At 69.8% G+C, this 12,364-nt stretch carries 13 protein-coding genes and 1 riboswitch; all 13 genes read left to right on the top strand.

Going from position 1 to position 12,364, the window contains the following annotated elements; genetic code table 11:
* Positions 1 to 146: 146 nt before the first annotated feature.
* Entirely contained in the window at positions 147 to 1,094 is a 948-nt protein-coding gene (gene gshB, locus HUK65_RS03960; RefSeq protein ID WP_179904844.1) for a glutathione synthase, read from the top strand.
* Positions 1,091 to 1,990, top strand: coding sequence for an alpha/beta hydrolase (locus HUK65_RS03955; protein WP_179904843.1), 900 nt, complete (start codon positions 1,091 to 1,093; stop codon positions 1,988 to 1,990). The genes gshB and HUK65_RS03955 overlap by 4 nt, the downstream gene beginning before the upstream one ends.
* 253 nt (positions 1,991 to 2,243) lie before the next feature.
* Positions 2,244 to 2,450: riboswitch (cobalamin riboswitch) on the top strand.
* A 129-nt stretch (positions 2,451 to 2,579) separates the two neighbouring features.
* Positions 2,580 to 4,469: a TonB-dependent receptor plug domain-containing protein gene (locus HUK65_RS03950; protein WP_179904842.1), complete on the top strand. Its 1,890-nt coding sequence runs from the start codon at positions 2,580 to 2,582 to the stop codon at positions 4,467 to 4,469.
* Between the two features lie 4 nt (positions 4,470 to 4,473).
* Positions 4,474 to 5,283: an ABC transporter substrate-binding protein gene (locus HUK65_RS03945; protein WP_235441754.1), complete on the top strand. Its 810-nt coding sequence runs from the start codon at positions 4,474 to 4,476 to the stop codon at positions 5,281 to 5,283.
* On the top strand, positions 5,280 to 6,266 hold the full coding sequence (locus tag HUK65_RS03940; protein ID WP_179904840.1) for a FecCD family ABC transporter permease: 987 nt from the start codon (positions 5,280 to 5,282) through the stop codon (positions 6,264 to 6,266). The genes HUK65_RS03945 and HUK65_RS03940 overlap by 4 nt, the downstream gene beginning before the upstream one ends.
* The gene (locus HUK65_RS03935; protein ID WP_179904839.1) at positions 6,263 to 7,021 is read left to right on the top strand and encodes an ABC transporter ATP-binding protein; all 759 of its coding nucleotides are present in this window, start codon (positions 6,263 to 6,265) and stop codon (positions 7,019 to 7,021) included. The genes HUK65_RS03940 and HUK65_RS03935 overlap by 4 nt, the downstream gene beginning before the upstream one ends.
* A complete protein-coding gene (locus HUK65_RS03930) occupies positions 7,018 to 7,695 on the top strand; it encodes an adenosylcobinamide amidohydrolase (RefSeq protein ID WP_179904838.1) in 678 nt (225 codons plus the stop codon). Before HUK65_RS03935 ends, HUK65_RS03930 begins: the two co-directional genes overlap by 4 nt.
* A 3-nt stretch (positions 7,696 to 7,698) precedes the next feature.
* Positions 7,699 to 8,331: a MotA/TolQ/ExbB proton channel family protein gene (locus tag HUK65_RS03925; RefSeq protein WP_179904837.1), complete on the top strand. Its 633-nt coding sequence runs from the start codon at positions 7,699 to 7,701 to the stop codon at positions 8,329 to 8,331.
* Positions 8,331 to 8,717: an ExbD/TolR family protein gene (locus HUK65_RS03920; RefSeq protein WP_179904836.1), complete on the top strand. Its 387-nt coding sequence runs from the start codon at positions 8,331 to 8,333 to the stop codon at positions 8,715 to 8,717. Before HUK65_RS03925 ends, HUK65_RS03920 begins: the two co-directional genes overlap by 1 nt.
* A gap of 37 nt (positions 8,718 to 8,754) precedes the next feature.
* Entirely contained in the window at positions 8,755 to 9,117 is a 363-nt protein-coding gene (locus tag HUK65_RS03915; protein ID WP_235441753.1) for an ExbD/TolR family protein, read from the top strand.
* Positions 9,114 to 9,986, top strand: coding sequence for an energy transducer TonB (locus tag HUK65_RS03910; RefSeq protein ID WP_179904834.1), 873 nt, complete (start codon positions 9,114 to 9,116; stop codon positions 9,984 to 9,986). The genes HUK65_RS03915 and HUK65_RS03910 overlap by 4 nt, the downstream gene beginning before the upstream one ends.
* Before the next feature lie 112 nt (positions 9,987 to 10,098).
* Positions 10,099 to 11,010, top strand: coding sequence for a 2-dehydro-3-deoxygalactonokinase (locus HUK65_RS03905; RefSeq protein ID WP_179904833.1), 912 nt, complete (start codon positions 10,099 to 10,101; stop codon positions 11,008 to 11,010).
* Positions 11,011 to 11,026: 16 nt separating this feature from the next.
* On the top strand, positions 11,027 to 12,364 hold a 1,338-nt coding region (locus HUK65_RS03900), incomplete at its 3' end, for a DNA polymerase III subunit gamma/tau (protein WP_268839249.1).

Below are 12,364 nucleotides of genomic sequence, written 5' to 3'. Positions count from 1 at the left end.
GCATCCCGGGCGCCCGGTCCCGAACGGCACCGGGGTGCGCGCGCACCCCGGTGATACCGTGCAGATCATTGCATCTGACCGCGAAGGGCGTCATCTAGGGGATCGGGTCGCGTGGGCGATCCTTCACTGCGCAGCCGGAGCGGACCATGAGCTTGAAGATCGCCTTTCAGATGGATCACATCGGGGGTGTCGATATCGACGCCGACAGCACCTTCCGGCTTGCCGAGGAAGCGCAGGCCCGCGGACATGAACTGTTTCACTACACCCCCGATCACCTGCGGTTCAATGAAGGCCGCGTAAGCGCCTGGGGCCAACCGATGGAGGTTCGGCGCGAGCGGGGCAATCATGTGACCCTGGGCGCCGCGCGCGCGCAGGACCTGGGCGCGGTGGATGTGGTCTGGCTGCGCCAGGACCCGCCCTTTGACATGGGCTATATCACCACTACGCATTTGCTGGACATGATCCACCCGGGGACACTGGTGGTGAATGACCCTTTCTGGGTGCGCAACTACCCCGAAAAGCTGCTGGTGCTGAAGTTTCCGGAACTGACACCACCGACCATGATCGCGCGCGATCTGGCCGCGCTGCGCGCCTTCAAGGCCGAACATGGGGACATCATCCTGAAGCCGCTCTATGGCAATGGCGGGGCGGGCGTGTTCCGGCTGGACCCGAATGATCGCAACCTGGCGTCCCTGCACGAACTGTTTGCGGGTCTGAGCCGCGAGCCGCTGATCGCGCAGAAGTTTCTGCCGGCCGTCGAAAAAGGCGACAAGCGGGTGATCCTGGTGGATGGAGAGCCGGTGGGCGCGATCAACCGCGTTCCGGCGGCGGGTGAGACGCGGTCCAACATGCATGTCGGCGGGCGCCCCGAAAAGGTGACCCTGACCGACCGTGACCGTGAGATCTGCGCCGCGATCGGTCCGCTTCTGCGTGAGAAGGGGCAGGTCTTCGTGGGGATCGACATCATCGGCGACTGGCTGACCGAGATCAACGTGACCTCGCCCACCGGCATTCAGGAGTTGGAACGGTTTGACGGCATCAATGTTGCCGCCCGTATCTGGGAGGCGATCGAGGCCCGGCGCCGGGGCGGATGAGCTGGCAACTCAAGGCGCTGCGGGTCTTCCTTCGGCTGGGGGTCAAGCGGTCCCTGCGTCGGCAGCGGGACAGTTACAGCGCGCGCCGGGCCTTTGCCTTCGGGGCCTGGCTGAACGCGCGCGGGCGGCCCTGGCGGGAGTTTCACGCCGAGGCCCTGGGTGCGTTGCCCGCGCTTTGGACAGCCTGCCCCGAGCCGGGGGCGCCCGTGGTGCTGTATTTCCACGGCGGCGGCTATGTCACCGGCAGCCCGCGCACCCATGCGCCGCTGGCGCGCTACCTGGCGCGGCGGGCGGGGGTGGCGCTGTGCCTGCCCGCCTACAGGCTGGCGCCGGAGCATCCGTTCCCTGCCGCATTCGAGGATGCCTGCGCCGCCTGGCACGCCTTGCTGGCGCGAGGACATGCCCCGGAGCAGATCATCCTGGGCGGTGATTCTGCGGGCGGGGGGCTGGCGCTGGCGCTTCTGTCGCATCTGTGCACCACGAGAGCCGCACGGCCGGCGGGGGTGTTCGCCTTTTCTCCCTTCACCGATCTGACGCTGTCTGGCGCTTCCCTGACAGGGAATGCGCGGTCCGAGATTTTGTTGCCTGCAGAACGGCTGGAACGGTTGCGCGCGCGGATCCTGCAGGGTGCCGATCCGGCGGACCCGCGCATCTCACCGCTGTTCGGGCAATTCGATGACGCCCCGCCGGTGTTCCTGCAGGCGGCACGGACCGAGATCCTGCGCGACGACACGCTGCGCATGGCCGAGCGGCTGCGGGCGCAGGGTGTTCGCGTGGATTGCGACATACGCGGCAACCTGCCCCATGTCTGGCAGTTCTTTCCCGGCTGGCTGCCCGAGGCGCGCGAGTCGCTGCGCCAGACCGGGGATTTCATCCGCGCGTGCCTGTCACGCTGACCCCGTAGGTTGCGCTGCGGTGCGCGGGGGGCTCCCGCCCGTCTTCGCCCGCCTGTCGGCGCGGCTCATCCCGTTGGGCATGGCCGTTGTTCCGGCTGCATGCGGTGCGCTTCAGCGCAGGCGCGGGCCATCAGACGCGAGCCATGCCGGCGCGTGCACGGATGCCGGATCGGCGCAGTGCGGTCTTCGCGCCACACCCACGACCGGGGGGAGATGGGGCGGCGAAAAGGATTGTCAAACCCGGTCATGGCGGATAAGCGGGAAAGGCTTCGGTCCGGGCGCTTTGCGCTTCGGTAAAAGGGAACACGGTGCGCGCCTTTCGGGCGTCAATCCGCGACTGCCCCCGCAACTGTAAGCGGCGAGTGATGTCGGCACATGCCACTGTGGTGCAAGACCATGGGAAGGCCCGGCAAAGCGCAGACCCGCGAGTCAGGAGACCTGCCGAGGTGATCACCCTATCCGGGCGCGGGCGGCGCCATGGGTAACGGTTTGGCCGTAGCGGTGACATCCTTCGCCGTCTGCGGTGCGCGAGCATCCGCCAGACATTCCACGTTCCAAGGCCCGCATGGGTCTTTCAAGGGTGTTGCAGATGCAGAAACATCCCCTGGGGCTTTGCGCCTCAACCGCATTGATAGGCGTTTTGGCTTTCTCGGCCAGCGCTCAGCAGGTCATCGACCTCGATGAAATCACCTTCTCGGCCAATCTGACGGCAACCGAGATCCAGCGCTCGGGCGCGTCGGTCAGCGTGTTGACGCGCGAGGATATCCGCGACAGCGGCGCAAACGACATGACGTCGTTGCTGCAGCGGCTGCCGGGGGTCAGTGTGACCCAGGCCGGGGGCACCGGATCGCCCGCCAGTCTGCGCATTCGGGGCGCGGATGCCCGCTACATCGCCACCTTCATCGACGGGATCCGCGTGGATGATCCGTCGAACACGCAAACGCAGACCGATATCGGCCAGATCGGGCTGTCGAATGTCAGCCGGATCGAAGTTCTGCGCGGCTCGCAATCGGCGCTCTATGGCGGGTCCGCCGTGGGCGGGGTGGTCAATATCACCACGCTGCGCGCCGACGAGGACGGGTTCGTGCAGAATATCGAGCTTGAGGGCGGCAGCTACCGCTCCCTTCGGGCAAACTATGGGCTGGCCTATCGCATGGACCGGCTGGAACTGGCGCTGGGCCTGTCGCATCAGCGGACGGGCGGGCATACGGCCTATGAGGGCACGCCTGGGGGCGTCGTCTATGACCCGGATGCCGAACGCGATGGCTACCGGCAATCGCGGCTGAACCTGGCGGCCCGCTATCAGGCCACCGATGTGCTTGCGCTGGGGGTGACGGCCTTCGTGCAGCGGTCACGGACCGAATACGACACCAATGAGCGCTTCGGCTTTGCCGCGACCGACCCGGAATCGGACGCGGTGGCCGACTGGCGCCAATGGGGCGCGCGCGCCTTTGCCGAGCTTGACCTGGAGATCGGGCGGCAGGAGATCGGGGTCACCCGCTACCATGTGGAGCGGCGCTATATCGAGGATGTCTCCAACCCTGAGGAATTCATCTCTCCCAGCGACAACACCTATACCGGGCAGCGCACGCGGCTGGACTGGAAAGGGGTGAGCGAGATCGCGCCGGGCTATACCCTGGTCTACGGTGCCGATTGGGAGCGCGAGGAATACGACCAGACCGGAAACTTTGGCGATCTGGATGCGCGCACGCGGATCATGGGCGCCTTCGCCCAGCTTGTGGCGCGGCCCAGCGACGATCTGGATGTGACCGTGGCGCTGCGTCAGGATGACCATTCGCGCTTTGGCGGGTTCACCACCGGGCGCGTCAGCCTGGCCTGGCAGGCGACCGACAGCGCCACCCTGCGCGGGCAGGTCGCGCGCGGCTTCCGTGCGCCCTCGAATTTCGAGTTGTTCAGCAATTTCGGCGATCCGGATCTGGAGCCGGAAACCAGCCTGTCGTATGAGCTGGGAGCGGATGTCTCGCTGATGAATGGCGGGCGGCTTTCGGCCACGGCCTTCCAGGTGAAGATCGATGACCGGATCGACTATGATTTCGCCACCAACCGCTATGCCCAGATCGAAGCCACCCGCAGCCGGGGGCTGGAGCTGGAGGCGATGCTGCCCGTGACCGACACACTCGAAGGCACGCTTTCCTACACCTACACCCAGGCAAAGATCACCGAAGGGCCGAATTCGGGTGAGCGGGTGGCGCGGGTGCCGCGCCATGACCTGACGCTGGGGGCAACCATGCAGCTGACCGAGGATCTGCGCGGCTCGGTCTCGGCCAGCACTCTGGCCGGGCGCACCGGGGGGCTGGGCAGCTTTACCACGGTGGACCTGGGGCTGCGCTATGCGGTCAGTGACAGCACCGATCTGTCGCTGCGGGTCACCAACCTGCTGGACCGCGATTACCAGCAGATCCAGGGCTACAAGACCCCCGGTCGGGCGGTGTATGTTGGCCTGGCCGCACGTTTCTAGGGCCATGGCCGCAGCCCTCGCCCTGTGGGCGGGGGCCGTGGCCGCCGCACCGCCCGAACGGGTGGTGTCCATCAACCTGTGCACCGATCAGCTGGCCATGATGCTGGCCGCGCCGGGGCAGTTGCTGTCGGTGTCGCATATCTCGCATGATCCGAATGTGTCGGTCATGCTGGACACCGCGCTGGGATACCCGGTCAACCATGGCCAGGCCGAGGAGGTGTTTCGCCTGCAGCCGGATCTGGTGCTGGCGGGGGAGTTCACCTCGGCCTACACGGTGGGGCTGTTGCGGCGGTTGGGGGTGGAGGTTGCGGTGCTGCCGGTGGTCACCAAGCTGGAGGGCATCCCAGGCAACCTGCGCGCGGTCGGCGCCCTGCTGGGGCGCGAGGCCGAGGCCGAGGCGCAGGCCGCCAAGTTTACCGCCACCCTGGAGCGGTTGCGCCGCCATGGCAGCACCGCCCCCCGCGCGGCCCTGCATTATGCGAACAACTATACCTCGGGCGAGCATTCGCTGGCCCATGAAATCCTGACCGCCGCCGGGTTTCGCAACATCGCCGCCGAGGCCGGTCTGGCGGGGGGCGGCACGCTGGCGATGGAGCGGCTGGTGATGCTGATGCCGGATCTGGTGATCTCGGGGCAGGCGTATCCTGGCGCCTCGCGCTCCGAAGAGGTGTTGCGCCATCCGGCGATGGAGGCTCTGCGCGACCGCCATGCCGCCGGCGCGCTGTCGGATGCCGAATGGATCTGCGGCACCCCGGCAGTGCTGGGGGCGGTGGCGCGGCTGGTCGATCTGCATGACGCGGCAGATACGCCATGACGCGGTTGCTGTTGCCCATATTGTCGCTGCTGGTGGCGGGGCTGTTTGCGGCCTCGTTGCTGATTGGCCCGGCGGGGCTGTCGCCGGTGGACTCGCTCGCGGCGCTGATCCGGGGCGACAGGCTGGCCGAAACGCTGGTGATGCGTGAAATCCGCCTGCCGCGCGCGCTGCTGGCGGTGCTGGTAGGGGCGGCGCTGGGGCTGGCGGGGGCGGCGATGCAGGGCTATCTGCGCAACCCGCTGGCCGAGCCGGGGCTGATCGGGGTTTCGGGCTCGGCCGCGCTGGGGGCGGTGCTGGCGTTGCAGACGGGCTTTGCGGGGGCGTATCTGTTTGCGCTGCCGCTGTCGGCGCTGGCGGGCGCGGTGGTGGCGGTGCTGCTGATCCTGATGCTGGCGGGCGCGCGCGGCGGGTCGATCACGCTGATCCTGGCGGGGATTGCCGTGTCGGCGCTGGCGGGGGCGCTGACGTCACTGGTGCTGAACCTCTCGCCCAACCCGTTCGCGGCCTCGGAAATCGTGTTCTGGATGATGGGCTCATTGGTGGACCGCTCCATGGATCATGTGCTGCTGGCCGCGCCCTTCATCGCGCTGGGCGCGTTGGTGCTGTTGACCCAGGCGCGGGCGCTGGACGCGCTGACGCTGGGCGAGGATGCGGCGGCCTCGATGGGGGTGCATCTGGCGCGGCTGCGGTTGCTGCTGGTGCTGGGGGTGGCCTCGATGGTGGGGGCGGCGACGGCCGTGGCAGGCGCGATCGGCTTTGTGGGGCTGGTGGTGCCGCATGTGCTGCGCCCGCTGGTGGGGGCGCGGCCCTCGGCGCTGCTGCCGGCCTCGGCCATCGGGGGGGCGGCGCTGGTGCTGATGGCCGATATTGCGGTGCGGCTGATCCTGCCGGAACGCGACCTGAAGCTGGGGGTGCTGACCGCGCTGGTGGGGGCGCCGCTGTTCCTGCATCTGATCTACAAGACACGGGCGCAGGGGCTATGAGCGGGCTGGAGCTTCAGGATTTTGCCGTGGCGCGGGGGCCGTGCGACGTGCTGCGCGATATCTCGCTGTCGGTCCGGGGGGGCGAGTTCGTGGGCCTGCTGGGCCCCAATGGCGCGGGCAAGACCACGCTGATGCGCGGCGCGCTGGGGCTGATGGCGCATCGGGGGCAGTCCTCGCTGTCGGCGCTGGCGCCGGCGCAGCGGGCGCGCACCGCCGCCTGGCTGCCGCAAGCGCGCGAGATCGCCTGGCCGGTGACGGTGGACACCCTGATCGCGCTGGGCCGCCTGCCGCATATGGGCAGCGGCCAGCGCCCCGGCCCTGCCGATCAGGCCGCCATCGACAGCGCCATCGACCGCATGGGGCTTCAGGCGTTCCGCAGCCGCATCGCCACCCAGCTTTCGGGCGGGGAGCAGGCCCGCGTGCTGATCACCCGCGCCCTGGCGCAGGCGACCCCGCTGCTGATGGTCGATGAGCCCGCCGCCGGGCTGGACCCAGCGCATCAGATCGGCCTGATGGAGACGCTGGCCGCCGAGGCGCGCGACGGGCGCACGGTCATCGCCTCGATGCATGATCTGGGGTTGGCGGCGCGGTTCTGCACCCGGCTGGTGGTGCTGTGGCGCGGCGGGATCGCCGCCGATGGCCCGCCCGAACAGGTGCTGACCCCAGACCTGCTGGCCCGCGTCTTTCATATCCGCGCCTATTACGCCCAGACCGATCACGGCCCCATCTGCCAGCCGCTGGGGGTGGTGCCATGAGCCTGCATCTGGACCCGCCCTGGCTGGCGTATGACCTTGGCGCGCCGCATCAGGTGCTGAGCTGGGCGCCCTATCGCCCCGGGTTTCAGACCGCCCGGCGCATCCTGTGGCGGCAGGTGCGCAATGCCGATCTGCCCGCCGATCTGGATGTCCCCCGCTGGCTGGCACAGCAACTTGGCACGCAGGAGGTCGTCTGCATGTTGACCTCGCGCGATCTGCGCGCGCACAGCACTGCCCGCGCCTGCGTCGAAGGCATCACGGTCGAGGCCGTGGCGACCGTGGGCCTGTCGAATTCGGAACAGGTGGGGCATCGGTTGGACCGCTCGGGCCGCGACTGGGACCGTGAGGTGGCACCCGCCCGCTTCGGCACCATCAATCTGGCGGTCAAGCTGGGCGCGGCAATGTCGCAAACCGGCCTGCTGGAGGCGCTGAGCATCGCGACCCAAGCGCGCACCGCCGCCATCCTCACCGCGCGCCACCCCCTGCCCGATGGCAGCGGCCATGCCACCGGGACCGGCACCGACTGCATCGCCATTGCCGCGCCACCGGGGGCGCAGGATTACGCCGGGCTGCACACGCCCCTGGGCGAGGCGCTGGGCCGCGCGGTCTACACCGCCACCCTGGCGGGCGCGCGCGACTGGCAGGCCACAATCGGCCCGGCAAGCGGAGGATAAGCCATGGATCTGTCGCAGCTTGTGCCCTTTCTGGAACGCGGCGGCCCTGCGCTGTGGGTGATTGCGGCGCTGTCGGTAGTCACGCTGGCGCTGATCCTGTGGAAGTTCTGGGATCTGGCGCGGCTGGGGGCGTGGTCCCGCCGCCCGGCGGAACTGGCCGTGGCCGACTGGCAACGCGGCGCGCGCGTTGCAGCGCTGGACCGACTGGCGCGCCGGCGCGGGCTGCGCGCGCGCATCAGCCGCCGCGCCATGGAAACCAGCACCGACCGCACCATGCCCGAGCCCGCCGCGCGCGAGGAAACCCTGCGCATCGGCAAGCGCGCCCTGATGCAGGCCCGGCGCGGCTTGCGCGCGCTGGAGCTGATCGCCACCATCGCCCCGTTGATCGGCCTTCTGGGCACGGTGCTGGGCATGATCGAGGCTTTTCAGGCGCTGCAGGCCGCGGGCAACCGCGCCGACCCCGCAGCCCTGGCCGGTGGCATCTGGCAGGCGCTGCTGACCACCGCCGCAGGCATGGCGGTGGCGATCCCGGCCGCGATGGCGCTGAGCTGGTTCGAAAGTATCTGCGACCGGGTGCAGGGCGATATGGAGGATCTGGCCACCCGCGTCTTCACCACGCCCCGGGGGGTGGCCTGATGTTCCGACTGGCCAACCCGCGCCCCGCGCGCCGTCCCAGCCTGACCCCGATGATCGATGTGGTGTTCCTGCTGCTGGTCTTCTTCATGCTGGCTGCGCGATTCGGGGCGGATGCGGGGATCGCGCTCAGCCCCGGCGCAGGCGGGGGCGCCACCTATGAAGGCCCGCCCCGGCTGGTGGAATTCGGCGCCGAAGGCGCGCTCTGGCTCAACGGGGTCGAAACCCCTGCGCAGGCATTGCCCGATGCCCTGACAGCGCTGATGCCCGCGCCGGATGCGCCGGTCATCCTGCGCCCGCGTAAAGGCGCCGATGTGCAGGCGCTGGCCGATGTGACCGCGCTGCTGCAGGGCGCCGGGATCGCGCAGCTTGTGGTGATGGAGCCCTGAGCCGATGGATCTGTCCCCCCCTCGCCCGCCCCGCCCGATGCGCGAAAGCGTGGTGCCCATGATCAATGTGGTGTTCCTGCTGCTGATCTTCTTCCTGATGACCGCGCAGATCGCCCCGCCGGACCCGGTGGACACCACCCCGCCGGTAGTGACACTGGACACGGACCCGCTGGACCCCGTCACGCAGGCGGCGTGGCTGGGGCCGCAGGGGATGGTGCTGGCGGATGGCACGGGGGGCGATGCGGCACTGGCCGCTCTGGCCGAGGCGCGCGCCCCTGTCACCCTGCATGCCGATGCCGCACTTCCGGCGGCAGATCTGGCCCGGGCGCTGCGGGATCTGGGCGCTGCTGGCATGTCGGATGTCACCCTTGTCGTGCGCCCGGGGGCGACGACGCCATGAAGGCGGGGATGGAGTTTCTGGGCTTCACCTCGGTTGCGCTGGTGGCCCATCTGGCGATGTTCTCGCTGGCCCAGCCCGAAAGCGGGCAGGATGCCGGGGGCGCAGGCGGCAGCACCGAGGGCGGCGCGGTGTCCATCCCCCTGACCGGAGCCGATCCGCAGCTTGCCGCGCTGGTCCGCCAGTGGGAAGAGCCGCTGGTCCAGCCCCCCGCGCCCCCGGCCCCGATGGCCCCGCCCCAGGCCGCACCCCCGCCCGACATGCCCCGCCCCACCGAAAGCGCCCCGGCGGCCTTGCCCGCGCTGCCGCAGGCCATGCAGGCGCCCCGGGACCATGCACCCCCCCCGCCGGCAGAAACGCAGACACCGCAGCTCTACGCCACCCCTGAGGAGCTTCCACAGACCCGCCCGCGCCCCCGGCCCGAACGCAGCGCCCCCCAACAGCGCCCGCAACCACCTGCGCAGGCCAGCCCCGCGCAACCCGTGGCCCCCAGCCCCACCCCCAGCCCTGCGCCCAGCGCCCCCTCCAGCCGCGCGCAGGGGGCTGACCAGGGCCAGGGCGGCCAGGGCCGGGCCGAAACGCGCAGCGGCAGCGACAATGACGCAACGCTGCTGGCGCAATGGGGCGGCAGCATCCGCGCGGCGATCCAGCGTCAGCAGCGCGGTCCGGGAACCTCGGCCCGGGGGACCGTGCAGGTGCAGTTGCAGGTGTCCAGCGACGGGCGTCTGGTGGGGGCACGGGTGGTTTCGGGCTCGGGCAATGCCGCACTGGACCGGGCGGCCATGCAGGCCGTGCAAAGGGCCCGCCTGCCCCGCGCGCCGTCGGGCATCCGCGGCACCCATGGGTTCAACCTGCCGCTGACATGGCGCTGACCCGGCGCTGACGGTTACGGCGCGGCGGCGCAGACCGATGATGACCCGGACGGCGCAGCGTGGCATAGAGGCCCCCGTCACCGGAAACACGCAGCATGTGGAGTCGCCCCGAATGAACAAGCCCGACTGGATCGGCGCAGAGATCGATGAGGCCCGGTTGCGCATCTGGGCGATGGCCGGACCCACGCCGGTGCATGCCGCGGAAACCACCCTTGGCGGGGCCACGCCAGCCGCCACCGCCAGCACGCTGGGACAGGCGGTGATCGAGGCACTGGGCACGCGGTTGCCCGGCGACCGAACCCTCCCGGTGGTGGCCTGCGGTCTGGCCCCTGCCCGGGGCGCCGCCGGTTTCCGCCCCGTGCCCTGCACCCCTTTGGGCGATACGCTGCGCCCTGCCCCGCTGCGCGACCTGCGCCTGTCCCTGCATCTGGTCCCCGGGCTGTCGCAGGCGCAGCCCACCGATGCGATGCTGGGCGCTGAAACCCGGATCGCGGGCTTTCTGGCGCGCAATCCGGGCTGGGACGGGGTGCTCTGCCTGCCCGGCGCCCAGAGCCGCTGGGTGCATCTGAGCGCGGGCGAGGTGGTCAGCTTCCAGACCTTTCTCACCGGCGCTCTGACAGCACTGCTGGAAGGGCATTCGATCCTGCGCGATTCTGTTTCAGGCTGGGAAGATGCGGCCTTCGTGGACGGGGTCCGCGCCGGGATGGAACGGCCCGAGCGTCTGGCCGCGCGCCTGTTCACACTTCATGCAGAGGCGCTGATCCAGGGCCAGCCCCCCGCCGGAGGGCGGGCGCGGCTCTCCGGGCTGCTGATCGGGGCGGAACTGGCCGCGGCGAAACCCTATTGGCTGGGCCAGCGGGTGGCCGTGCTGGGCGCGCCAAGCCTGGCGGAGCAGTACGCCCGGGCGCTGGCCGATCTGGCGGTGCCGACCAGCACCTGTGATGACACCGAAATGACCCTTGCCGGGCTGGCGCGCGCGCGCGCACTGATCGCCCCCGGCCCCGCCCCGGGGACCGCCCATTGACCGGCCCCGGCGCTGCTTGCCCATACCGATCCCCGGCGCGAAGCGGTGGCCAAGCGTCACGAAGCGCGCTACTCTCCGCGCCGGAACGACACGCAGGCAGGCAATGACCGAAGCGCAACAGGCACCCCCCAAACCGGCCTATCAGGTCCTGGCCCGGAAATACCGGCCCGAAACCTTTGCCGATCTGATCGGTCAGGATGCCATGGTCCGCACCCTGAAGAACGCCTTTGCCGCTGACCGGATTGCCCATGCCTTCGTGATGACCGGCATCCGCGGCACCGGCAAGACCACCACCGCGCGGATCATCGCCAAGGGGTTGAATTGCATCGGTGTCGATGGTCAGGGCGGCCCCACCACCGACCCCTGCGGACGGTGCGAACATTGCCGCGCCATCAGCGAGGGGCGGCATGTGGATGTGCTGGAGATGGACGCGGCCTCGCGCACCGGGGTGGACGATATCCGCGAGATCATCGCCTCGGTCGCCTACCGCGCCGCCAGCGCGCGCTACAAGATCTATATCATCGACGAAGTGCACATGCTGTCCAACAACGCCTTCAACGCGCTGTTGAAGACGCTGGAAGAGCCGCCCGCGCATGTGAAATTCATCTTCGCCACCACCGAGATCCGCAAGGTGCCGGTGACGGTGCTGTCGCGCTGCCAGCGATTCGACCTGCGCCGGATCGAGCCTGAGGTGATGCTGTCCCATCTGCGCCGCGTCGCCGATGCCGAAGGCGGACAGATCAGCGACGACGCGCTGGCGCTGATCACGCGGGCGGCCGAAGGCTCGGTGCGCGATGCCATGTCGCTGCTGGATCAGGCGATCAGCCACGGCGCCGGCGCGGTGGAGGCTGAACAGGTGCGCGCCATGCTGGGCCTCGCCGATCGCGGGCGGGTGCTGGACCTGTTCGACGCGATCATGCGCGGCGATGCCGCGGGCGCACTGGCGGAACTGGCCGCGCAATACGCCGATGGCGCCGACCCGGCGGCAGTCCTCCGGGACCTGGCCGAGATCGCGCATTGGCTGAGCGTCATCCAGATCACGCCCGATGGCAGCGATGACCCCACAATCGGCCCTGATGAGCGCCAGCGCGGGGCCGATATGGCCGCACGGCTGCCGATCCGGATCCTCAGCCGCAGTTGGCAGATGCTGCTCAAGGCGCTCGAAGAAGTGCAGATATCCCCGAACGCCATGATGGCGGCGGAAATGGCGGTGATCCGCCTGACCCATGTGGCCGACCTGCCCAGCCCCGAAGACGTGGTGCGCAGGCTGCAGGACAGCCCCCCGCCGCCCGGCAACGGCGGCCCCCCGGCACCGGCGCCCGGGGGCAGCGCAGGCGCCGCCGGGGCGCGGGCG

It is taken from the genome of Rhabdonatronobacter sediminivivens (assembly GCF_013415485.1).
In the GTDB taxonomy this organism is placed as follows: Bacteria; Pseudomonadota; Alphaproteobacteria; order Rhodobacterales; family Rhodobacteraceae; genus Rhabdonatronobacter; species Rhabdonatronobacter sediminivivens.
Note: the sequence above shows the minus strand (reverse complement) of the source record. Positions and strands in the feature narration are given on the sequence as shown.

Coding starts and splice junctions, on each gene's coding strand:
- HUK65_RS03935 (WP_179904839.1), top strand. CDS start 6,263: ATGAGCGGGCTGGAGCTTCAGGATTTTGCCGTGGCGCGGGGGCCGTGC.
- HUK65_RS03915 (WP_235441753.1), top strand. CDS start 8,755: ATGCGCGAAAGCGTGGTGCCCATGATCAATGTGGTGTTCCTGCTGCTG.
- gshB (WP_179904844.1), top strand. CDS start 147: ATGAGCTTGAAGATCGCCTTTCAGATGGATCACATCGGGGGTGTCGAT.
- HUK65_RS03945 (WP_235441754.1), top strand. CDS start 4,474: ATGGCCGCAGCCCTCGCCCTGTGGGCGGGGGCCGTGGCCGCCGCACCG.
- HUK65_RS03905 (WP_179904833.1), top strand. CDS start 10,099: ATGAACAAGCCCGACTGGATCGGCGCAGAGATCGATGAGGCCCGGTTG.
- HUK65_RS03930 (WP_179904838.1), top strand. CDS start 7,018: ATGAGCCTGCATCTGGACCCGCCCTGGCTGGCGTATGACCTTGGCGCG.
- HUK65_RS03910 (WP_179904834.1), top strand. CDS start 9,114: ATGAAGGCGGGGATGGAGTTTCTGGGCTTCACCTCGGTTGCGCTGGTG.
- HUK65_RS03950 (WP_179904842.1), top strand. CDS start 2,580: ATGCAGAAACATCCCCTGGGGCTTTGCGCCTCAACCGCATTGATAGGC.
- HUK65_RS03940 (WP_179904840.1), top strand. CDS start 5,280: ATGACGCGGTTGCTGTTGCCCATATTGTCGCTGCTGGTGGCGGGGCTG.
- HUK65_RS03920 (WP_179904836.1), top strand. CDS start 8,331: ATGTTCCGACTGGCCAACCCGCGCCCCGCGCGCCGTCCCAGCCTGACC.
- HUK65_RS03925 (WP_179904837.1), top strand. CDS start 7,699: ATGGATCTGTCGCAGCTTGTGCCCTTTCTGGAACGCGGCGGCCCTGCG.
- HUK65_RS03955 (WP_179904843.1), top strand. CDS start 1,091: ATGAGCTGGCAACTCAAGGCGCTGCGGGTCTTCCTTCGGCTGGGGGTC.